Annotated in this window: 16 protein-coding genes and 1 pseudogene; 5 read left to right on the forward strand and 12 right to left on the reverse strand. The window is 42.7% G+C overall.

Annotated elements, in window-relative coordinates; translation table 11 throughout:
- The first annotated feature begins 134 nt into the window (after positions 1-134).
- A complete protein-coding gene (locus tag RMZ42_RS19915) occupies positions 135-284 on the forward strand; it encodes a hypothetical protein (RefSeq protein ID WP_322673020.1) in 150 nt (49 codons plus the stop codon).
- 202 nt (positions 285-486) lie between these two features.
- On the opposite strand, the gene uvsE is transcribed toward RMZ42_RS19915, so the two are convergent.
- The 4 genes from uvsE to glf all read right to left on the reverse strand — a co-directional run bounded on the left by uvsE (position 487) and on the right by glf (position 8,192).
- Positions 487-1,443: a UV DNA damage repair endonuclease UvsE gene (gene uvsE, locus RMZ42_RS19920; protein WP_322673021.1), complete on the reverse strand. Its 957-nt coding sequence runs from the start codon at positions 1,441-1,443 to the stop codon at positions 487-489.
- Between the two features lie 248 nt (positions 1,444-1,691).
- A complete protein-coding gene (gene galE / locus RMZ42_RS19925) occupies positions 1,692-2,678 on the reverse strand; it encodes a UDP-glucose 4-epimerase GalE (RefSeq protein ID WP_322673022.1) in 987 nt (328 codons plus the stop codon).
- 332 nt (positions 2,679-3,010) lie between these two features.
- Positions 3,011-5,278: a family 1 glycosylhydrolase gene (locus tag RMZ42_RS19930; RefSeq protein WP_322673023.1), complete on the reverse strand. Its 2,268-nt coding sequence runs from the start codon at positions 5,276-5,278 to the stop codon at positions 3,011-3,013.
- Positions 5,279-5,756: 478 nt separating this feature from the next.
- Positions 5,757-8,192, reverse strand: a complete 2,436-nt coding sequence (gene glf / locus RMZ42_RS19935; protein WP_322673024.1) for a UDP-galactopyranose mutase — start codon at positions 8,190-8,192, stop codon at positions 5,757-5,759.
- A 1,000-nt stretch (positions 8,193-9,192) separates the two neighbouring features.
- On the opposite strand from glf, the gene RMZ42_RS19940 reads away from it, so the two are divergent.
- Positions 9,193-9,510, forward strand: a complete 318-nt coding sequence (locus tag RMZ42_RS19940; protein WP_322673025.1) for a hypothetical protein — start codon at positions 9,193-9,195, stop codon at positions 9,508-9,510.
- A gap of 258 nt (positions 9,511-9,768) precedes the next feature.
- Entirely contained in the window at positions 9,769-10,251 is a 483-nt protein-coding gene (locus RMZ42_RS19945; RefSeq protein ID WP_322673026.1) for a DUF4383 domain-containing protein, read from the forward strand.
- Here the strand turns inward: RMZ42_RS19945 and RMZ42_RS19950 are convergent.
- The 8 genes from RMZ42_RS19950 to RMZ42_RS19985 form a co-directional block, all read right to left on the reverse strand.
- Positions 10,245-11,261 (reverse strand): glycoside hydrolase family 43 protein, encoded by a 1,017-nt coding sequence (locus tag RMZ42_RS19950; protein ID WP_322673027.1) that lies wholly within the window; start codon positions 11,259-11,261, stop codon positions 10,245-10,247. The two genes, RMZ42_RS19945 and RMZ42_RS19950, sit on opposite strands and share 7 nt — an antisense overlap.
- 154 nt (positions 11,262-11,415) lie before the next feature.
- A complete protein-coding gene (locus tag RMZ42_RS19955; protein WP_322673028.1) occupies positions 11,416-12,225 on the reverse strand; it encodes a phytanoyl-CoA dioxygenase family protein in 810 nt (269 codons plus the stop codon).
- A 433-nt stretch (positions 12,226-12,658) separates the two neighbouring features.
- Positions 12,659-12,937, reverse strand: coding sequence for a hypothetical protein (locus RMZ42_RS19960; protein ID WP_322673029.1), 279 nt, complete (start codon positions 12,935-12,937; stop codon positions 12,659-12,661).
- 575 nt (positions 12,938-13,512) lie between these two features.
- The gene (locus RMZ42_RS19965) at positions 13,513-16,806 is read right to left on the reverse strand and encodes an efflux RND transporter permease subunit (RefSeq protein ID WP_322673030.1); all 3,294 of its coding nucleotides are present in this window, start codon (positions 16,804-16,806) and stop codon (positions 13,513-13,515) included.
- An 18-nt stretch (positions 16,807-16,824) separates the two neighbouring features.
- Complete coding sequence (locus RMZ42_RS19970) at positions 16,825-18,015, reverse strand: efflux RND transporter periplasmic adaptor subunit (RefSeq protein ID WP_322673031.1); 1,191 nt, start codon at positions 18,013-18,015, stop codon at positions 16,825-16,827.
- Positions 18,016-18,696: 681 nt separating this feature from the next.
- The gene (locus RMZ42_RS19975) at positions 18,697-19,095 is read right to left on the reverse strand and encodes a signal peptidase I (RefSeq protein WP_322673032.1); all 399 of its coding nucleotides are present in this window, start codon (positions 19,093-19,095) and stop codon (positions 18,697-18,699) included.
- Positions 19,085-20,164 (reverse strand): galactokinase, encoded by a 1,080-nt coding sequence (gene galK, locus RMZ42_RS19980; RefSeq protein WP_322673033.1) that lies wholly within the window; start codon positions 20,162-20,164, stop codon positions 19,085-19,087. Before galK ends, RMZ42_RS19975 begins: the two co-directional genes overlap by 11 nt.
- 5 nt (positions 20,165-20,169) lie before the next feature.
- Entirely contained in the window at positions 20,170-21,258 is a 1,089-nt protein-coding gene (locus tag RMZ42_RS19985) for a M24 family metallopeptidase (protein WP_322673034.1), read from the reverse strand.
- Positions 21,259-21,658: 400 nt separating this feature from the next.
- On the opposite strand from RMZ42_RS19985, the gene RMZ42_RS19990 reads away from it, so the two are divergent.
- Positions 21,659-21,901, forward strand: coding sequence for a hypothetical protein (locus tag RMZ42_RS19990; protein ID WP_322673035.1), 243 nt, complete (start codon positions 21,659-21,661; stop codon positions 21,899-21,901).
- 428 nt (positions 21,902-22,329) lie between these two features.
- A pseudogene (locus RMZ42_RS19995) lies at positions 22,330-22,663 on the forward strand (transposase); the annotation flags it as partial.
- Between the last annotated feature and the right edge of the window lie 85 nt (positions 22,664-22,748).

Consider the following 22,748-nt stretch of genomic DNA (forward strand, 5'->3'; position numbering starts at 1 on the left):
AAAGTGGTTATGTGATATTTAGGCACTAACTGATCCCCCTAGCCCCTCTTTTTAAGGCTACGGTGTACACACAAGTCTCTTGATCTGCACCTTTGTTGCATCGTCTTGCACCTTTGTTGCATTGACCTGCACCTTTGTTGCATCGTCCTGCACCTTTGTTGCATCGTCCTGCACCTTTGTTGCATCGTCCTGCATCTTTGTTGCATCGTCCTACATTTTTGTTGCATCGTCCTGCATTTTTGTTGCATCGACCTACAAAAATTAACCCACCCTACGTTACATAGCAACTTTAAAAGACTTGTGTGTATACTGTAGCTTTTTAAGGGGGAACTGGAATCAAACTCCCCCAATTTATTGGGGGATTTAGGGGAATCTAGAACGTTTTGTTACCGAGAATAAAACTTTTCAAACATCCTCTAAGTTTCACTGTGGTTAACCCAGACACAACACCAGAGGTGCAGACAACATAGACTAGATGTCTCTAATTTATGTACAATTATTGTTCATTAGCCACCCAGAACGCAAAAGTGCGATCGCTTCTTCTTTTTGTTTGGCTTCGACTTCGATCCACGGTGCTTGGTAGTAAACGTTAGGCATATCGGTAATCAAATCGCTGTGTTTTCGGTCATTGAAAGCTTGCTCACCATTAGAAATATGCACTAATTGCCAATCTGGATTTTTCCAAGTTTCTCGCGCTGCGTAAAACATGGATGCTACACTCGGATGATCGTAGCTATCCAAATTTTCGTGACAAATATGGTGATGGGCATCAAATACCATCGGCACACCAGTTTGCTGGCATACTGCTAAAATTTCATCGGCACTATAGGCGTATTCATCGTTTTCTAAAGTCAAGCGGCTTTTGATATTTTCTGGTAGTTCGGAAATTACTTTTACTAGTTGTTCAGTCCGTTGAGATTTGCCACCATGAATATTCATCAATGACCAAGGCGATCGCGGTAATCCCAGTAAGTCAAGTATACGTGCGTGTCCTGCTAAATTATTAATACTTGCCTGTACTACTTCAGGGGAATCAGAACTTAGCACTACAAATTGATCTGGATGCAACACCATTCTGATGTTCAATGCATTTGCTCGTTGACCAATTGCTGCTAAATCAGCGCTCATTGCTTCTAATATATTTGCGCCGATTTCGTCTTCTAAGTCACTTAGGGGAAATAAATTAGAAGACATCCGATAAAGCTGAATTTTATTTTGCTGACAAAAGGAGAGGGCATCATGTAAGCGTTGCAAATTATGGCGATACAGTTCACTCAGGGCACTTTCGCGATCGCTAAGGGAAAGTTTTAAGTATCGGGTGCGCGTCATTGTCCGAAAGCGCACTTGTTTGTCCGAGGTGATGCAAACTAGCCCTAAAGAGGGCAGTGTACTTTTTTGGCACTGCTGTGCATTAGGTAAATTTTGAAACTCGATTACGCTCATTAACTAATACTAACTGATACTTGTTTGAAGCCATTCTTTAATTTAAACAAGTTCTTTCATTAGCTTACGAGTACCGAAAGAATGAATTTCTAATCCTTACAGGATCTTTTAAATTATAAGACTCATATTTGATTGCGTAGAAAAAAACTCAGTACACCTTTATTCCTTCTTCCCAGTCCCCAGTCCCCAGTCCCCAGTCCCTAATCTCTACGAGTAATTCTCCGAATCAAATCGGATTGCTATAGTCTTTACTTATGTCGTTGTTGATGCCATTGCCAAGCATGGGCGATAATTTCGTTCAGATTAGGATACTCTGGATGCCAACCTAAAACTTTAGTTGCTTTGTCACTGCTGCCAACTAAAATAGGAGGATCGCCTGGTCTGCGATCGCGTTCTTCTATTTTAATTTCTTTGCCTGTTATCTCTTTAGCTGTTTCTATCACTTCTCTGACTGAAAAACCACTGCCATTTCCTAGATTAAATACTTCACTTTCTCCCCCTTTGAGCAGATATTCCAAACCTAAAATATGAGCTTGTGCCAAGTCAGTCACATGAATATAATCGCGGATACAAGTACCATCCGGGGTAGGATAATCAGTGCCGAAAATCAAAATCGATTCGCGCTTACCAAAAGCAGTTAGCAGTACTAATGGGATGAGATGAGTTTCAGGTTCGTGGTCTTCACCCAACAACCCATTAGGGTCAGCACCTGCGGCGTTAAAGTAACGGAAACGTACAGACTTTAAATTGTAGGCTGCATCAAAATCAGATAGAATTCGTTCTACCATCCACTTGCTAGTAGCATAGGGACTAATGGGATCTTGCGGATGGTCTTCGGTAAGGGGAACAAACTTTGGTACACCATAAAGAGCGCAAGTAGAAGAAAAGATAAATTTGTTAACAGATGCAGCAATCATTGCTTCTAAAAGTGTCAGAGTGCCTGCAACATTATTATGGTAATATTTGGCTGGATTTGTGACAGATTCACCGACTGCGATATAAGCAGCAAAATGCATAACCGCAGCTATGTTGTGAGTTGAAAATATGTCATCGAGAAGAGTGCGATCGCTCATATCTCCAATAATCAAATTTACCTGCAAAACTTCTTCTACAAGTTCTCTATGTCCGTTCGATAGATTATCTAAAACGATTACTTTATAACCTGCATTTTTCAGAGCTAATACAGCATGGGAGCCAATATATCCGGCTCCTCCCGTGACTAAAATAGTTGCCATAATTTTCCAATCGAGAATTGGGAATGGGGAACTTGTACTGAGCGCAGTCGAAGTATGGGGAATGGGGCATTGAGAAGAGGCAGAGGGGCAGGGGGAAGGGTGCAGAGGAGAGGACTTTTTCCCCTGCTCCCCTTAAAATTAACGTGAGTTCAACAGACCTCTCCCGGACAGCCTCCCTTTCTTAAAAGGCGAACGCGTTGCGTCTGGGTAAGGAGAGGGAGGAGTAACGGAGTAAGGAGGGTTTTTGCTCCCCTCTCCTGGTAGGAGAGGGGCTGGGGGAGAGGTCAAAATAGCACTCGTCGAACTCACGTTAAAATTAGATTGCCAGCCAACTAATTTCTTTCTTCCAAGTAGCGAGAAATTGCACTGTCAAGGTTTGGCATTAATTCACCTCGATTGCTACCGAGAACGCTGTAAGCTGGGCGGGGAGCAATTAAACCAAGCTCTTGCGTCGGACGAGCAATTAGACTGCTGACACTCACACCTGCTTTTTTCGCTGCTAATCGGGCTAAGTCAGCCCAAGCTACAGCACTTTTGTTAGCCAAGTGCCACAAACCTTTCTCGCCATCAATCAATAAATCAAGACTGGCATGAACAAGATCGGGTACATAAGTAGGCGAAACGATCGCATCTTCGGCAGCAACAAAAGTATTTCCAGCAGCTAATTGCCGCAGGGCGATCGTCACAAAGTTGTAATCATCCCACGGGCCGAAAAATGCGCTGGTGCGAATTATTAGTGATGCCGGATGAGCCTGTAATACTAGCTTTTCTGCCAAAACTTTGCTGCACCCATATATATTGAGGGGCGCAACAGTATCAGTTTCGACATAAGGATTAGACTCAGCACCATCGAATACCAAATCTGAAGAGAAAGTTACCAGCGCCACATTATGTTGAGCGCAAGCAGCAGCTAAAATCGCTGCCCCTTCAGCGTTTACTTTTAAACAAACATCGGGTTCGCGTTCGGCATCGTCTACTCGCACGTATCCCGCAGCGTTCACAACTGCCCACGGTTGCAATTCGGTAAGTACTTTATTGACGGAAGCAGGATTGGCAATATCCATATCTTGGCGTCTTAGCAGACAATATGAAATTCCTCGGACTTCACACAACCGAGCAAAAGCCTTGCCTAGAGTTCCTGTGGCTCCGACGATCGCCAAGGGACGTACCAATTTTGGATTTTGGATACTTCGACTTCGCTCAGTACAAGTTTTGGATTTTAGATTATTGCTTGACTCATCAGTTTCCGATATTTTGTAATTATTGCTACGACAACTGACTGCTGGATAGACCAAACGCTCTTGTCGATGCCACCATCCTGGTGTATCAAGTAGTGGATGGTTGGGTTTATGCCCAGTGGCTAAATCTCGCACCATTTTAGCGATCGCTGTCTGTCTAGGCTGTGGAGAGCGCAAATCAAATACGCCTGACTCGTAGTATCCTGCGGAGCGAGTCACTAAACTATTCCAATCGTAGCTGCCCAAAAGTGCCCAAGCAGTCACAGCCCGAACATCTGCGCCTTGGTCTCGTAATTCTTGGGCTGCATTCCACACTTCATTGAGCCAGCGTAGCTGCTCCTCACGGGTACAACTCAAGTGAACTTCAGTGACAGCAAAGGGTAGTTTGTAGCGTTCCCATGTCTCTTTGAGCAATGTCCGGGGGCCTGCCAAACCCTCAGCACAAACTCGCACTGCCTCTACATCTACATACTTGTCTCGACCATTACCACCATGCGTCCAAGCTGGATAGTTTTCTAGGTTTTCATCTAAAAAGCGTTCGCTTGTCAGGTAATGGTTAATGCCGATAATGTCAGGTGGACAGGTATATTGTAAAAATTCTTCAAGTTCAGTCTCGCTGATACCACAGTCGCGCAAGTAATCCCACATGGGATGAGTTGGGTTGATTCGGCCGCATAATAAATCCAAACTCAACCAGCGACGTTCATTCTCAAATTCTGCTTGATAAGCCAGCTTTGGCGTACTATGAGTTTTACCCAAATCCTCAGTTTGTAGGAGTTGGGCGTTGGGATTGACTTCTCTGATTGCCTGCATCGAAAGAGCGATCGCTTTGCACTCTCCTAACAAAGCACGAGCGAAGGTTAAATCGTCCCGTCCGTGAGGATACCAGTGACCATACATCCCACTAAATCGTGCTGTTGTCAATGGCTCGTTGATGGGTGTGTAATGTGTTACCCAAGGATAGCGTTCTGCAACCGCACGAGCAAACACTGCTAGTTTCTCAGGAAATTCTGGATCTACTAAGCTGGTATCACGCGGCCCACTGCCATGATGCACTAGCCCCACAATCGGACGGATGCCGAGTTCGCGCAAGCGTCCCAGCCGTTCATCCGCCCACGACCAATCAGCATTTTCCAAACCATTGGGCGCTATCCTTTCCCAAAGTACTGGATAGCGGATGGCGTGTATGCCAAGTTCAGCGAATAAATCTAGGTCATCTAAGCGGGTTGCATGACCATTGCGTTCTAATTGATCGAAATACTCTTCACCCACACGATTAACCGTACACTCTACACCAGCCCACACTTCTAGAGGAAGTTGTGCTTTGTTAGTGTTGAGTGTCGAGTTGAAAGCAGAAGTCATAATTTACAACTCAAGCTGATATTTTATTTGATGCGTTGTTTTTCAGTTTTGTAAGGTGTGTTATGCCAGAGGCTAACGCACCGCACCATCTTAGATTTTCGGTGCTTTATAAAAATGAGCAGCCTACTAAATACAGCGCAGCCCTAATTACGAATGAACGCGATGTACAACTTAATTCTTAGAACCCCGCTTCGATTCGTTTCCCCCCACAGGGCTACGGTGTACACACAAGTTATCGAATCACTACCAGTCCTCGAATTACCCCACCCTAGCCCTCCCCTTGTAAAGGTGAGGGAACAAGATTCTCTTATTTCCCCCCTTTCCAAGGGGGGATTAAGGGGGGTAATTCGACTTGCATATACAACAGTAGAGAGGCTTTGATTTTTGCTCCCTTTCCCTTGTAGGGAAGGGGCTGGGGGTTAGGTTTCAAAGAAAGTTGTGTACACAGACGGCACAGACGGCGTGAATTACGAATTATTTAAGCCTTAACCGCAATTTGCTTGTACACAGACAAAGCCTGAGCAACACATTGATCCATGTTGTAGTACTTGTAGGTCGCTAATCGCCCCACAAAATAGATCCCTGGAGTTTCATCTGCTAGCACCTTGTATTTCTTGTAAATTTCCTGATTCTCAGAACGCGGTACAGGATAATAAGGGTCTCCCTCAGCTTTGGGAAACTCGTAAACAATACTAGTTTTGGAATGTTCCTGACCAGTTAAGTATTTAAACTCTGTCACACGAGTATAAAGCTGTTCATTGGGATAGTTGATGACTGGCGCTGATTGAAACACACTCGTGTTATGCGTCTCATGCTTGAAATCAAGCGAACGATATGGTAGTTTGCCGTAGCGATAATCAAAGAATTCGTCAACTGGCCCGGAATATACCATCTCGCGGCAAGGTATAGCTTTTTGAATTTCCTGATAATCAGTGTTAAGCATTACCTTGATGTTCGGATGATTTAGCATATTGTCAAACATCCGGGTAAAGCCGTGTAGCGGCATCGCTTGGTAGCTATCGGTAAAATAGCGATCGTCACGATTGGTACGGGTGGGAATTCTGGCAATTACTGATTTGTCAAGTTCCGATGGGTCGAGTCCCCATTGCTTACGGGTATAATTACGGAAAAACTTTTCATACAGTACTCGACCAACTTTGCTGACCACCACATCTTCACTAGTGCGGATGGATTCTACGGGTTCAGCAAGGGATTTGTAAAACTCTTCCACCTCAAATGAATTGAGATTCATCCCATACAGCTTGTTGATGGTGTCGAGGTTGATCGGAATCGGGACAAGTTGCCCGTCTACACTGGCAAGGACGCGATGTTCGTAAGACCGCCACTGAGTAAAGCGCGAGAGGTATTCAAAGACTTCGCGGGAGTTGGTGTGAAAGATATGGGGGCCGTATTTGTGTACAAGAATGCCATCATCATTGTAATGATCGTAGGCATTGCCGCCTATGTGGTTGCGCTTGTCTACAACCAGCACTTTTTTACCTTGAGTTGCCAAACGTTCAGCAATGACGCTACCAGAAAAACCAGCGCCGACGACTAAGTAATCGAAGACAAAATCTCTGGTAATGACATTTGGTGCTTGTTTACCAGCCGCGCCTGTGGAGTTAGCTTTGTCTTCACCATCACGCGCTGCAATGGCAGAGTCAATTAGCTTCATCATGGATGCCCAAGTGCGATCCCAAGAAATCTTTTCTAAAAAGGCATCTACTCGACTCAGCCATTCTGAGGTTGGGGTATCCTCTTGCATTGCAAGTTCTGCGGCGGTGACGAACTCAGAAATTGTGTCTGCAATTCGCACCAGTTTTGACTCTCCATAAGGACGCACCACGTCTCGAATCGAAGTAGATACTACAGGTCTACCTGCGGCAAGATACTCTGGAGTTTTGGTAGGGCTAATAAAGCGTGTTGACTCATTACGCGCAAATGGCAACATTGCTAAGTCCCACCCTGCTAAATAGGCAGGTAGCTGTTTATAGTCTCTGCCACCAAGATAATGGATATTTTCATGCTGGGGCAAAGCTGCGGGATCGATTTTGACAACTGGCCCAATAATTACTAGATGCCAGTCGGGACGGGCTTCGGCAATACCAGCAAGCAGTTCAATATCCATCCGTTCGTCAATTACGCCAAAGAATCCAAGGCGAGGATGGGGAATATGAGCTTGATCTTCTGGTTCTTGAAGATTTCTCGCCTGGCCAAAGTGGGGGACATCTACACTGCTGGGAAAGGCATAAACGTTGGGATGCTGGTTCACTTTACTTTCGTAAAGGCTTTGTCCCCCTGTAAATACTAAGTCTGCACGCTTGAATAGTTCGGCTTCGTAATTCTTTAAAGTGGGTGATGCTCCCTGGAATGCAGATAATTCATCCATGCAATCGTACACCACAGCTTGGGGTTGCAAGTGGCGCGTGAAAGCGATCGCCATTGGTGTGTAATACCAACAAATGTATTTGTTGATATTATGCTCTGCAAATAAATTATTAATTAGTACTTGTAAATCTGCGTTGATTGCTTCTTCGCTTAAACCTTGTTGTAGGTGTGGCACAACCACAACTACTCCATTAGAATCTTGGTTTACATCTAACCTTGCCAACGGTTCTTCAGAGAAAATTGCCTCCTCAATAAAGAAGACTCGCTTTCCTTGAGCGCAGCGACTAAGAAGATGTTGTGGCCTTTGATAGACGAAATTCCAACGTAAATGAGATAAGCAAACTATATCAGGTGTATCTTTAAAAGTTTCTGTTGATTGAACTTTTTTATTAGACGAAGTTAAATCCAACAGTGATGTACTCGATGATTGCGTTTGGGCTAGCTGCGATCGCTTTGTTTTACGCTGCTTCGACGAAATAACATTGCTGACACCGTTGTTTTTGACTTGAGATTTTTCACTTGCCATAGTTTGTCTCGTTATTTAAATTATTAATTCTGACTAGCTAAACGCTAATACCTTTTCTTTGTAAGGCAGCATCAAGCTTACTTTCAGGCAAAAGCTTGCAATATATTTTGCTGCTTTTCAATATCGAATCGGTATAATCAATACTTGGCTTGACTGGTTCACTACTTAAGAAAATACTGTTTTATGTCTAATTTTTTCATCTACCAAAATAAATATAAAATTACTTTCTTGATTAAGTCTTAAGCACTATATTTTTATTTTATCTAAAATAGATTATTAACTTATGTAACACAAATAAATATTTATATTGAAAACCATGCAAGTATAGTTGTTTTTGTCTGTTCGGTTTCGTACACAGTACAATTAAAATAATTATTAATACTATTAAAATTAATCAATTCAGCTTATTTGGTAACTTAGAGTAAATATTTCACGCTAAATTTATATAAACAATTGCCTGGTTTTAAGTATTAAAACAGTATTTTTCTAAAACAAAATATTAATTTGTTATCTTGAATACATATTATTGTAACAACTATTTTATAAATCATAGTAGCAGAAGTAATTTCTTTGATTGTTAGTTTTGGTAAATAAGTATTATAAATTTCACTCTGATGATATAGATATTATCTCAACCTTGGGTAGGATAAAAGCTTTTTGATTATGTGTAAGATTGATAATAATTCAATTCATAAACCTCACGCGATCGCTTTTAATGATGGAGCGATCGCGTTTTCTATCTCAGAGTTTTTCCAATAAAATAGGTAGTGCGATAAGTGTAGGCATTGGAAATAAATTAAGTAGTAAAGTTTCTGATTTTGAAAGTTTTTTTTGAAAAATTTAATAGATTTAATGAAAATTACGACTTTAGATATAAAAAGTCAAACTTACTATTAAAACGACTGACAGAGAATACATTGAAACCTGTGACGGATAACCGCAAGTTTTATATTAGCTATAAGGTTATTTATCAGTCTATTAGTCGAAGGAATTACGAGTAATGAATGCAAGTCTTTTATCACTACCTAAGTTTCATAGCGGTCAAAAGGTAGAGTTTATCGGCAAAGAAGGCATCATCAAAAATTACCGGCCTCAGTCGGGTAGCTGGGTTTATTTACTAGAGATGCCTATGGGTTTAGAGCCAGAAATGGGTCGGGTTGGTTATGAAACTATGATTTGGCTATCCGAGGTAGATATCTATTCGCCCTTCAATAATTCTTTTCATAATAAAATTAGAAATCATGAATATCATGAACTAAAAATGCCATTTCTACAAGTGGCTAAAGCAATAAAGCATCATAGCAATGACAATAATTAATTAACAAATATTTTTTAATGAAGATAAAAAACATAAGCCCCAAATTAAACTCAATTTGGAAGCTTTTTTAAAATAGTGTTTATTACCTTTGATAGAGTGAAATATATGAAAGACGAAGTTGAATTATAAATATTCTGTTGAGACACTTAACTAGCTAGAGACGATCTATTTATATCTATTAACAAATTAGATTTTGATGATTTATCAGCTAGGAGTTACTATTTCCTAAACATCTACACACTTACCAAGAGAAACAAGATGGAAAACATTAACCAGGCAAAAATGATCGAGCGTTACATTGCTTTGGCTATCGGAATCAGTTATTTACTTTTAGGTTTAGCTGGATTTGTACCAGCTTTGGTTTCATTACCAGGATCGAGCGAATCTTTTGTTCCACTCGATCAATCTGCTGGTGCTTATTCTGCGGGTTTTGGTTATATCTTTGGTGCAATTCCCACCAATTTTTTGCATAATCTTGTTCGCTGTGCCGTCGGATTGTTAGGAATTACTTCTTACAACAATACTACCACAGCGCGTCTATTCAATCGTGGTTTTGCAGTTTCTTATGCCTTGCTGGCCATCATCGGATTATTGCCTTTGGGTAAGACATTTTTTGGTTTAATGCCATTGTTCGGTGCTAATGTTTTGCTTAATGCATTAGCAGCGATCGCAGCTGGCTACTATAGCGTTGTTATACCAGCCAAAGTAAGCGGTGTTAATGTATCGCAAAATCTTCAATAGTTGCTGATAGTCTGCGGTGTCCAGGTAGGGCCGTTGCAAGATGGCCCTTCTGGTTTCCATATCAGCATATCTAAGCAAATTTGCCGCATATCCATGTTTTTCGTCCAAGCATGGTAGACAACATACTCAGTCTTACCATCTGGCCCAAGAACAATAGAATTATGTCCCGGCCCGATGACAAAATTAGGAACAGACTTTAGCACCCGTGGCCCGGTTTCGTTACCTGCATCAGAGTAAGGCCCCATCACGTTGTCAGCAATGCCATAATCTACGCCGTAGTTCTCAGTTTCCCAGCGTCCACCACTATAAAAGCAATAGTATTTACCTTCATGCTTACGAACGCAGGGGCCTTCTAAAGTATGCCAATCATAAATTTCACCATACATCAAACGGTTGGCTAAAAACCGTTGCCAATCGGATCGCGCACGTAATACCACTTTCCCTTCACCAGCAAGTTTAGTCATGGTTTGGAGTTTGTCTACAACTAATGCTGTGCCAGCACGCACTCCATCTGATGTATCCAGAAAGTCACGGGCGTAAAACAAATACCACTGTCCATCGTCATCCTGGAATGGATGCGGATCGATCGCAAAAGGACAGGACTTTGGATCTACGACTGGTTCGCCAACATCTTGATATGGGCCTAACGGAGTAGCGCTTGTAGCTACACGTAACTGATGATTCTTATCTTCATGCCCTATAGAATAGTAAAGATAAAATTGGCGATCGCAGTAAGCAACTTCGGGGGCCCAAAAATTATCGCCAAGGGCGGGATCTGGGCGTTGTAGCGCGTTACCAACAAAATCCCAGTTCACAAAGTCGAAGGAGCGTAACAGAGGAAAGACACACGATTTGTTATTGGAGTTAACATTTGGTGCGTCCGCTATTTCGTCTACCGTTCCTTCTGCTTCTGCTGCACCAGTACCGATCGCATAATATACGCCTTCGTGTTGCCAAACAAAAGGATCGGCAAAATAACCTTTGTAGACTGGATTAGTATAGGTTTGCATCTTAATTATCTATGGAATGACAAAAATCCTTCTTCCACTAGTGGTTAGTCAAGTTAAGTTTGCCGGGTTTGTAGTGAGGGCTTTAACGCTTAAATCAAGGACTAAAGTCCTGACTACAAACTTATTTACCAAGCATTGTTGCCTTGAAAAACTACTAGTATTTGAAATTCACGTAAGTTTCGACTTTATTCTTAGGTAAGCTTTCTACTAGCTGACACCGTAGCATCTGCTTTAGTTTTTCTGGGAGACTATCATAAAAGTCTTGTGGAAGAGTCAAATCTACCTTTGGTGTGTGCAACCAATGCATAGCATAGCCCATGACTACCATCGGCCTTGGGTGGTTTGTCCGATTTGGGGAACCCCGATGTAGTGCTAAAGGCGATCGCACCATCACATCACCTGGCTGCATATAAAAGGATTCCATCGGAATTTCACCACTGGCAACCTTTTCTAATCCTTCTTCACGCGGTATAACATGAGTACCACGCGCCATTTGAAACGGCCCGTTTTCTGCGGTTACTTCCACCAGGGGAAAGTTAACTGCGAGGGCGTAAAGTGGGGTGACAATGCGATCGCTAAACAATGGGCGAAAATCCCGATGGGTTTCCTGATAATCTGAACCCTGGAATGGAACATCAACTCCCATCTGAACCATCACGTATTCTTGGTAAAACACGCGATCCAGGACACCCATAATCACTGGATTGGCAAAAACTAACTCATTAGCAAATGGGTAAATCCAAGGCAAGGTTAGATAGTAGCGGGAAACTTCACGAGGAGCCAACCCACCTGGTTGATTTTGACGCTCGTGAAATAAGTTTTCAAAAGCTTGTGCCCACTCGTCAATTAATTTTTGCTCAAAAACATCGGGAATTACACAAATTCCGTCTTGATTCAGTTTTTGAGCAAATCGGTCTAGGTCGGTAGCTGAATATTTCGCTATACCGCCTATACTTTGAACCATCTTTTTTATCCTCTTCAACTTATAACTAGAGGCGTATTAATATCAGACCTCTAGGAGATTTTTTATTGCTTGTCGATAGTAGCGCACTATTTTTAAAATTGGTGGCTTATGCCAATCCTCTGTAACAATTAATATAAATTAATTATAACGAATTACTTAACATAACCAAACTCTTTGACACTCCAGACAATGCAACGCGATCGCCTGGCTTTCAAGGGCATCTAACAGTCAAAATAGTACAGTTGAATTCAGCAAACCACCAATAGACACACCTGCATACATCAGCACATCGGCAGCTTCACGGGCGAAGGTAAATGCGACTACCCGCTCAATTCCAGAGTTACCACTGGTGAGTATGGCGGCAATGCCATCGCAGTTTATCAGAACCGCGATCGGAATTTTTGCTATAGCTGTTAATCGTTGTCAAAAATTGTCATAAATTTTCTCGATCTGTACTTGAGTGAATAGCTTTGTTCAAATCCCGCAGCAATTCTTCTTCTGCATCCCGCTCTTGCTTGAGTTCTCGAATCATTTCTTGACTAGAACCAATCAGCAAGCCAGCAACTGCACCAACGATCGCATATTTTTGCTCTAAATCTTTATACATTTGACTTGTGTAAGGGCAAGGAAGTAAATTAGCAATAATAAAACCAATTCCTGCACCTACAAATGCTGTCACAAAGGCAGAAAAAACGATTAATTTAGCGTTCATTTGCTTCGCTCCAATGCTTATAGCTTTGCTAAATTATCAGGAGATACTCTACATTGTGTCAGTGGTTCCCAAAGTTACAGCTTAATCTTTACCTCTTGTAATAATACCGATTCTGGGTTGAGTTGGTACTGAACCCCACCCCCAACCCCCTCCCCGCTCTTCGAGAGTCCAGGGTGGTTTCATACAAGCAGAGAAAAAATGAAACTATAGCAAGGGACTGGGGACTAGGGACTGGGGACTGGGTGAAAAGCCTTTTTGTGTCTAAATTTTATCATCTGTTAATGTCCTAACCATTTTGGCTGTTGCTATAGCTTTCTAAGTACAGCTTTGCGTAAAAACGTAGTGTTTTTAATGCAAGCCGATGCATTAACAAGGCCGCGGCCGCATTCACAATACAAGCCGATGTATTAACAAGGCCGCGGCCGCATTCACAATACAAGCCAATGTATTAACAAGACCGCCGATGTATTAACAATAGACCTCTTGCAAAAAGCAATGAAAGCAAGAGGTCTAATAACCAATCTTTTGTCTTGACGGCGATTCATCGCGTTTCTTGGCTTAACCCTCTTCCTTTTTTACTTACTCGAATCATTACGTTTGTTATCATCAGCATTCTGCTTGATAATTACAGATGAATGTTGATGAGCGTTCGTCGTTCGCGCAGCGTCTCCGACTGGAGTTGGCATCGCTCTTGATTGTCCATCTTCGTTTCCATCTGGGGATGGCGGTTGGGAAGGTTTAGCAGGTTTTTTCTTCAAGAAGCGTTCTTCCAAAGTCTTGATGATTACGTACAGGACTGGAACAATCAGCAAACTCAAAATCGTTGCTACGAGTAGCCCGCCAAATAAGGCTGTTCCTAACGACCAACGCGAGGCAGAACCGGCTCCGGTGGCAATTACCAGGGGGAAAAATCCCAGCAAGGAAGCGCTTGAAGTCATTACAATCGGTCGAAATCTTTCTTGCGCTGCGGTTACGGCTGCTTGTCGAATTGTCATACCTTGTTCAAGACCTTGATTGGCAAACTCGACGATCAAAATCGCGTTCTTTGACGCTAATCCAATCAGCATCACTAACGCCACGTTTGCGTAGACATCATTCACCAAACCGCGCAAAGATAAGGCACTCAAAGCGCCTAACAACGCTAACGGTACAGTTAACAAAATAATCGCCGGATCGATATAGCTTTCATACTGAGCAGCCAGTGTCAGGAATACCATAATGATCCCGAAGCCAAAAATCAAAATCCCTAAGTTACCTGCACTTAATTCTTCGCGGGCAGTTCCAATCCAATCACTGCCAACCCCCGGTGTTGCTGCTTCAGCCACCGCTTCTTGCATTGCTTGAATCGCCTGTCCACTACTGTAGCCCGATGCTTCTCTACCTTGTAAATCGATCGCGCGGAAGCCGTTGTAATGGGAAATCACTGATGGCCCTGTAGTAGGTGTGATTTTTGCAACCTCACTCAATGGAACCATTTGGTTATTTGCCGATCGCACATAAAGCCGTTGAATATCATCTGGCGATCGCCGATAGTTGGCATCTGCTTGAACATATACGCGGTAGCTACGCTGTCCCAAAGTAAAATCGTTAACATACTGGGAGCCAATTGCAGCTCCAAGTGTGTTCACAGCTTCTTGAAAATCGATGTTAAGTGCCTCTAAACGAGTGCGATCAAAGTCAATTTGAAACTGTGGTGTACTAGCAGTAAACTGGGTAAAAACGCCGCCTTTGAGCGCTGGTTTTTGATTTGCTTGGGCTAGCACCGCTTGAGCATTCGCAAAAAAATCATTGATTGTTAATCTTCCGTTGGTACGGTCTTCTAGCTGTAACTCAAATCCCCCTAACGTACTAAAGCCTTGAATCGGTGGGGGACTGACTGCGGTAATAATAGCTTCTGGAATCGTTGCAAATTCTTTATTGATTCGGGCTAAGATTCCAGAGGCACTTTGATCGGGTTGAGTACGATCCTCCCACGGCTTGAGTTTTGCAAAGAACACACCGCGATTTGAGCCACTACCTGCAAAGCCAAATCCCGAAGTGGCGAAAACGTTACTCACCTCTGGTTCTTTTTCGAGAATTTGTTCGAGTTTTGTAATTACTTGGTCAGTATAGTTAAGAGCAACTCCATCTGGGCCTTGAATAATACCTAAGACAATTCCCTGGTCTTCACTGGGAACAAACCCGGTGGGAACATGGGTAAACATAAAATAAGTTGCAGCTAAACCAACCACGAATAATCCGATTACCACATAACGAAGGCGAATCAGAAAATTCACGCTCGCTAAATACTTTTCAATGATCCATTGTAAAATTTGATTGAAACGACCAAAAAACCAACCAAGCGGGCCACGTGCCGGCTGAGGTGGACGGAGCAGAATTGCAGATATACTCGGACTAAAGGAAAGGGCATTAAACGTTGAGATGGCGATTGAAAAAGCAATAATCAACGCAAACTGTTGATACATTTTTCCGGTCGAACCTGGGAAAAATGCCACCGGGATAAAAACTGCCATCAATACCAGCGAGGTTGAAACTACCGCTCCGGTAAGTTCATCCATTGCCTCGACTGATGCTTGCAGTGGTCGCATTCCCTGTTCAACTTTGCGAGCGATCGCTTCAACAACGATAATCGCATCATCTACAACTAATCCTGTTGCCAAAATTAAGCCAAATAACGTTAAATTATTCAACGAGAATTTAAATATATAAGCGAATGCTAACGCCCCAATTAGTGAAACGGGAATGGAAACCAGGGGAATAATTGTGGCTCGCCAGTTTTGCAGAAACAGAAAAATCACCAGTACGACAAGAGCGATCGCTTCAACAAGTGTTTTCAGCACTTCTTCGAGTGACGCTTGCACAAATCCAACAGTATCGTAGACAATCTCAGCTTTTAAGCCCGGTGGAAAGTCTTTCATCAACTCATCCATCTGAGCCTGAACGTTTTTCGCCACATCCAGGGCGTTACTACCAGGTAATTGATAAATTGCGATCCCAATCGACGGCTTACCATTATTTCTAGCATTGCTGCTGTAAGTCTCCGAGCCGAGTTCTGCACGACCCACATCTTGGAGTTTAATTAAACTGCCATTACTTCCGGCTTGAATAACTAGATTTTCAAACTCTGACGCATCTTTAAATTGACCATTGACTCGCAACGGAATTTCATAACTTTGACCTGGGGGGATAGGCGATTGACCTAACGTTCCAGCTCCGGCGAGAATGTTTTGCGATCGCAATGCCGTAGAGACATCTGCCACAGTTAAGCCTCGACTTGCCAGCGCATTCGGATCGAGCCACAACCGCATTGCATATTGCTTTTCACCAAAAATTGTTAAATCCCCAACTCCTGGCGTTCTCAGCAGTTGGTCTCGCAAATTCAGGTCAATATAGTTACTAATAAACAGCGCGTCATACTCATTATTTTCGGGATAAAGAGCATACACTAACAAAATACTTGTAGAAGATGTTTGTGCTGTCACACCGAATTGTTGCACCGTTGTCGGTAGGCGAGGTGTAGCACGGGCGAGACGATTTTGGACGTTAACTTGAGCAATATTTTTATCTGTCTGCGCCCCGAAATATACCGAAATTTGACTACTACCTGCTGAACTGTTTGAGGTCATGTACTGCATTCCCTCAACGCCGTTAATTTGTCGCTCCAGCGTAGTTGTCACCGCAGTTTCGACAGTTTCCACATCCGCCCCAGTATAGGAAGCTGAGACTTGAACGCGAATCGGTGCAATATCTGGCAAGTAATTAAGCGGCAGCAACGGAATACACACACCACCGACAATCAGAATCAGTAGAGTGCAAACGGTAGTTAATACCGGGCGTTTAATGAAGGTATTCGCGATCGAAAAAATCATAAATTATCGATCCTGGATTTATGACACTGGTTGGATTGGTGCGCCTTCTCTAAGTTTGAGAATGCCAGAAGTTACAATCGTTTCGCCGGATTTAAGCCCATCGATAACTTGATAATTGGGCCCTTGAATATCTCCCAGGCGCACTAAACGCTGATGCACAACTTGCTGCTGTTGTCCATTGACAGTTTTGTTTTCGGTGACAAACACAAAACTTTGTCCACCAACGCGAGAAATTGCGACGGTGGGAATCAAGATACCTGGTTGTCGATTCCAAATCACGCGAGCTCTAACGTATTGTCCATCGCGCAATCGCCCTTGTGAATTGCGAAAGCGGGCTTTGCTCAAAACTGACTGTTGATTAGAACTTACATTTGGAGAAATGTAGCTAATCGCACCTGTACCAATCACTTGCTGGCTGGTGGGATCGATTAACTGCACGGGTAAGTTCGTTCGTAATTGGGGCAATCTATTTGAGGGTATAGAAAGATTGAGATCCAGTGAATCGTTTTGTGTGAGTGTGGTGATTGTTTGTCCGATGTTGACATAATCTCCAACCTTGACCGGAAATTCACCAACTACGCCAGTAATGGGTGCTACCACTTGCTTGAAATTGAGGCTGACTCGCGCCGCAGCCGTGCTTGCTTGAGCTTGGCGGATGTTTGCCTGTGCTTGGCGGACGGCTGCCCTAGCTGCTGCGACTTGCTTTTCGGATGTTTGCAGGTCTGCTTGAGCAGTTTGTAAATTATTTCGACCAATGTCTGACTCTTGCCTAGCTACGGCTCCTTCGCCGACTAACTGTTGGGTACGATTGAACTGTGTCTGTTGCAGTTGAACATTTGCAGCTGCTTTGGTGCGTTGGGCTTCGGCTTGTTGTTGCTCTGCTTGAGCAGTAGCCAATGCTGCTTGCACCGAATTAGCAGCTGCGATCGCACTGGTGACATTGGCCTGAGCCTGATCTAAACTCAAAGATGCGATCGGCGTACCCTGCTGCACTCGCTGACCACTCGACACCAGAATTGATTCGATTCTACCTTGAGTTTGGGGCTGTAGTATGACTTTTTGCTGCGCTTCCAACGAGCCAACAAACTCGGAACTTTCTTCGATTGTGCCTGCGTTAATTCTCTGAAGTTTTACTGGCAATGGTGGCGGGGTTTGAGCATTAGCTGCCGGGTCGTTTTTTTGACAACTACTCGTCAATGTTGTAAGCATTAGTACGATAACTAATACTGGATTTGCGAGTAATAGGCTTAAGTATTTAAGTAGATAATCAGGTTTTAGCATGAAACAAAATACTGATTAGTTAAATCTATACACTGTATAATTTTTCCGTCTCAATCCAAGGGATTAAGAAAGCCTAATGACTCCAGCTTTGCTGCAATACACCAGAATTCAGGAGTCAGAATTCAGAATTCAGAAGTAAAACAAGTTTTATACCTGGCTTTGAGACGCAAGCTTGTGTACTTCACTAACTTGAAATCCGCAATAAATTTTCTATATCTCTAGATATTGTGTCGATCGCATTAAATGCATCTTTCGTCAGAATCACGGTTTTACGTCAAACAAACTCATCTCCAAAAAATCCTTGGATTAATACTACGTGAGTTCGACGGATTAAAAAAAATACCAAAGATAGAGATAATTAAGTTTGTAGGGTAGATATCAAATATTTTTGAAAATGATAAGTAAGTCGGCACAATAAAAGTAAACTTTGTAAACAAAAGTAAAGAAAGCTCAAACCCTTTTTCCTTATGCTTCTGCCCGATCGCAACGATAATTATTTAAGCCAACTTACTTAAATATCTGACTTGTATCTTAAATCTGATGTTGAGAAGCAAACTAGTCTTGAAAAATGAAGGAATATCGAACCTAATTAAAATTAATTATGCTCAATTACTTAGCAAACTCACTCTTTGATACTCCAGGCAATTCAACACTATCGCCTGGCTTTGAAGGCCATCTGACAGTCAGAATAGTGCAGTCGGACTCAGCAACCCACCAATGGGACACACCTGCACACCAAAGAACATAATCACCTTCACGAGATAATAAAATTTCTCTATCTTCAAATTGCAGGCGAAATTCCCCGTGAATGAGAATTGAAAGCGTCGCAGCTTGGTTATTTACTGCCCATTCAGTTCTACTTTCACCTGCTTTGTGAACAGCCCATTTTACTTCTAGCATTTCCGTGGAACGCGGATCGTCTTCAGGGGTGATAAAGTGACCCATGAACCATCCCCAACGATTTACACCTTCAACGGCTGCGTTTCCATAAACAACTTTAGGCTGCATCACTTAACTCCAAAGAAGGAACCAAAATTTGTCCGGTGTAACCTGCTTGCTTGTATTGTTCAAGAACATGAGTTGCAATATCTTTGCTCTGGTCTGATTTAACCAAAGCAACACAAGCACCGCCAAAACCAGCACCTGTCAGCCTTGCACCAAACACTCCTTCTGTTTTCTGCAAAATCTCTACTAATGTATCCAGTGCAGGTACAGACACTTCATAATCATCTCTCAAACTGGCGTGGGATGCGTTCATCAATTCGCCAAAGCGCTCAGATGTTACTCCCTGCAATACTTCCAAGACGCGGTTATCTTCTGTAACCACATGACGGGCACGACGGCGTAGAGGGTCGGGTAGTTTTTCTGTTACTTCAACACCAGTAATATCTCGTAGTGCCTTAACTCCTAGCGATCGCGCCGCTTCTTCACACTCAGCCCGACGCTGGTTATAACCGCTAGTGGCAAGAGTGCGAGGTACACCGCTATCAATAACCAAAATCTCCGCGTTCTCAGGCAAAGGCATCACCCGGCGTTCTAAAGTTCGAGTATCTAAAAACAAGATATGCTCAGTGTCAGCCAAACTAGAAGCCATCTGATCCATGATGCCGCACTGCACGCCAGCATAGTGAATTTCTGCTTGCTGGGCAAATTGAGCGATTTCAACGTCATCAATGGGAAGCTTCAGAAGTTGGCGTAATCCCCGCAGCGTTGCCACTTCCAAAGCCGCGCTACTAGACAAACCCGAACCCATCGGAACCGATGATTTGACGTATACAGAAAGCGATGGTATTGTGTGTCCTGCTTTTTGCAAAACCTCAATACAGCCAAAAATATAACTGGCAAATCCAGACGGGGTATGATTGTCTAAAATGCTCACTTGCTCGTTGAGATTTTCCGAGTGAAAGTGATGATGGCCATCGCTACTCAAACCTAGTTCTACCGTCGTAGATTGAGGAATCGCAGTTGGCAAAACGAAGCCATCGTTATAGTCGGTATGTTCGCCTAGTAAATTTACTCTTCCTGGCGCACTGGCTTCAGTTTCAGATGGTTTCCCGAATACTTGTTGAAAGTCCATAATTTTTAATTGTACAAAGGTACAGGGCGTAACCTTCCTTCTACCTCAACATTAGGAAAATTTCGATCGAAAGTTAAATTTTCCAACTTTCCATCCTTGAGAATCACAAAAGTATCTTCAATCTTTGCCCCTGCTAAACTAGGGTTCCAAGCAACAGCAATGCCTTCTGTCAAAGTATCAGTAGTAGTTGGATTGGCGACGATTTCTCGCGCCAGATATCCAGTGGTTCCTCCTTGGTGATGTTCGCGGATGGCATTGGGAAATCCATGCTGCTCATAAGCCTGAGCTAGGGCGTGATAAACTGCATCGAGACTGGTTCCGGGTTGGCACAAATTCAAAACTACTGCTTCTATTTCACGCACATGGGAATGTAATTCGGCTCGTTCGTCTGAAAGCTTACCAAAACAAACAAATCGCGTTAGATTTGCATACAAACCGTAACCTCTTGCGCAAAACACCAGCATCGCTTGCTGTCCAATCTGTTCTGCGGTGGCTGTTGCATGACGGTATAGCGGTAAACGTCTTTCACCCGCTACCAGTGTCAGCGCTGGATGCAACCCTTTCGCCCATAAAGCCTCTGCACCTGCACCCGCTAACTGATATTCTGTCCAAGTTGGCTTGGCGGCTTTGAGTACCTCTGTCATTGCCTGACTAGCTTTTTGCCCGACTTGACGATATCGCTCTAATTCACTTGACATCATTACCCGTTTATGATTTTGCAGAGTTGGGGGTAACGGTTTTTCTAAATTGGAGATGGGGCGATCGCTAATTGTTTTTCCACCACCAGTTACATCACGAACAAAAGACTCACGGGCAGCATAATCAGCCCAAGGGTTCACATATACCCTAAAATTAGCTGGCAGTTCTTCATCCTGAAGACGCTGCGCTTCAATTTCATCCGTCAATACCCAGGCATCTTCAGTAGTTACTAATACTTCTGCTACACCAGTTTCAGCAGTCAGCAGCACGGTATTAGAAGCGCCAGCCGTCACCCAGGCAAACCAGTCTGTACCACGCAAACGCAGGCCTTGCACTTCGGATTCATGCAAGGTTTGTCTGATTAATTCGAGCTTTTTGGAGACTTCCTCATTCATACAAAATTAGTAACTACATGATGAATACAATTATGAGATTCATCTGTGTTTATATGCGTATGTCTATGGTTTGAAAAAAACGTGAGTACGGTATTATATCGAGTTTGGCATTTCAATATTTACAACTAGTACTTATAATCCCTTCGCCTTTTTCTCTGTAAAGCATCACTAGTAAATATACTTACTTCGCCGAATTAGTAATTTTCTAAAAACTCAAAAATTTAAATTTCATCCAGTTGCTTAGAAAAGTGTATTTGTCATTACAGATCGACTTTACATTGACTAACCCCTTTAGGCGAACCGCACATCAAGCCAAGGTAGTTCTCAAGAACGATGTAAGCGTTAGCCAATATTTGAAACTATGAAAGCACAAAAGCTAGAAGGACACGAAAAAAAGCCCATGAAATCCCAAGAGACTGAAAACAAAAGAACAGAAAATAATATTCCTCTGCCAGAGAACACAGCTAGCGATATGAATCCTCAAGAAACCGGGAAATCTGAGCCTATTACTCAGGCACAAAGGGATAGTGTAATCACCAATCAGGACTTACCTAATCCACTAGTTCGCTATGGTTTTACGCTGGTTATATTGGCTACTTTCTTATTTGTTGTCGCCATTTACTACGGAATTGTTAACCCCTAATTAATTTAACTGACTTAGGTTTCATAATAAGTACAAATTACTAGGATTACAGCTTACTAACTACTTCTATAGCAATCCTAAATCATTCGTGAGAGAGAAAATCGCTGAAAGGCTTTAAAACACCCACTTTTAATCTCAGTGTTTTCTCACGTTTCAATTCGGATTGCTATAGATAAAGTTGAGCTTAATTTTTTGTTTTATTTTGCTAAAAAATCATTATTCTTATGCCACATACTTACAAAATCTTAAGCTCATTTTCATAAAAAATTTGGTAAACTTTGGAGCTTTGACACTGTATTTAAGACTACAAGTTCATTTAATACAAATATACTCCAATAGTTAGATGGAAATAGCAGTCGTTAATTAGTTTATTACTTCTATGGAAATGAATTGCATCATACCGTCTAATGATGTAAGTCTAAGTGGGTGAACGCGAAGGAGGTAAACAAGTTCTCAAACGCGTCAAACAGTCTCAAAAGCAGGTATCTCGTTTGACAACCCTCTGGGTGGATGGCGGCTTTGATGGTGAGCCGTTTTTGCAGTGGGTGATGGAATGAGTGCCGTTGGATTGTGCAGGTGGTGTTGCGCCCAGAGCAAACCAAGGGCTTTGTCTTGCTCAAAAAACGTTGGGTGGTGGAGCGCACTTTCGGTTGGGTCATGGGGTGTCGGCGATTGGTCAGAGACTACGAACTTCTGCAGGAAACATCGGAGACGTTTATTTATCTTGCCATGATCCGGATCATGGTGAGGCGACTGGCATAAAATTTGACCCCAAAAAACTTTTCAAACACCCTCTAAGCTCGACTTTATCCATTTTTAATTCAATCAAGCAGCGTAAACAGCAATA

The sequence above is a fragment of the Nostoc sp. DedQUE05 genome (genome assembly GCF_034530955.1).
GTDB lineage: Bacteria > Cyanobacteriota > Cyanobacteriia > Cyanobacteriales > Nostocaceae > Nostoc.

Coding starts and splice junctions, on each gene's coding strand:
- uvsE (WP_322673021.1), bottom strand. CDS start 1,443: ATGAGCGTAATCGAGTTTCAAAATTTACCTAATGCACAGCAGTGCCAA.
- galE (WP_322673022.1), bottom strand. CDS start 2,678: ATGGCAACTATTTTAGTCACGGGAGGAGCCGGATATATTGGCTCCCAT.
- RMZ42_RS19930 (WP_322673023.1), bottom strand. CDS start 5,278: ATGACTTCTGCTTTCAACTCGACACTCAACACTAACAAAGCACAACTT.
- glf (WP_322673024.1), bottom strand. CDS start 8,192: ATGGCAAGTGAAAAATCTCAAGTCAAAAACAACGGTGTCAGCAATGTT.
- RMZ42_RS19940 (WP_322673025.1), top strand. CDS start 9,193: ATGAATGCAAGTCTTTTATCACTACCTAAGTTTCATAGCGGTCAAAAG.
- RMZ42_RS19945 (WP_322673026.1), top strand. CDS start 9,769: ATGGAAAACATTAACCAGGCAAAAATGATCGAGCGTTACATTGCTTTG.
- RMZ42_RS19950 (WP_322673027.1), bottom strand. CDS start 11,261: ATGCAAACCTATACTAATCCAGTCTACAAAGGTTATTTTGCCGATCCT.
- RMZ42_RS19955 (WP_322673028.1), bottom strand. CDS start 12,225: ATGGTTCAAAGTATAGGCGGTATAGCGAAATATTCAGCTACCGACCTA.
- RMZ42_RS19960 (WP_322673029.1), bottom strand. CDS start 12,937: ATGAACGCTAAATTAATCGTTTTTTCTGCCTTTGTGACAGCATTTGTA.
- RMZ42_RS19965 (WP_322673030.1), bottom strand. CDS start 16,806: ATGATTTTTTCGATCGCGAATACCTTCATTAAACGCCCGGTATTAACT.
- RMZ42_RS19970 (WP_322673031.1), bottom strand. CDS start 18,015: ATGCTTACAACATTGACGAGTAGTTGTCAAAAAAACGACCCGGCAGCT.
- RMZ42_RS19975 (WP_322673032.1), bottom strand. CDS start 19,095: ATGCAGCCTAAAGTTGTTTATGGAAACGCAGCCGTTGAAGGTGTAAAT.
- galK (WP_322673033.1), bottom strand. CDS start 20,164: ATGGACTTTCAACAAGTATTCGGGAAACCATCTGAAACTGAAGCCAGT.
- RMZ42_RS19985 (WP_322673034.1), bottom strand. CDS start 21,258: ATGAATGAGGAAGTCTCCAAAAAGCTCGAATTAATCAGACAAACCTTG.
- RMZ42_RS19990 (WP_322673035.1), top strand. CDS start 21,659: ATGAAATCCCAAGAGACTGAAAACAAAAGAACAGAAAATAATATTCCT.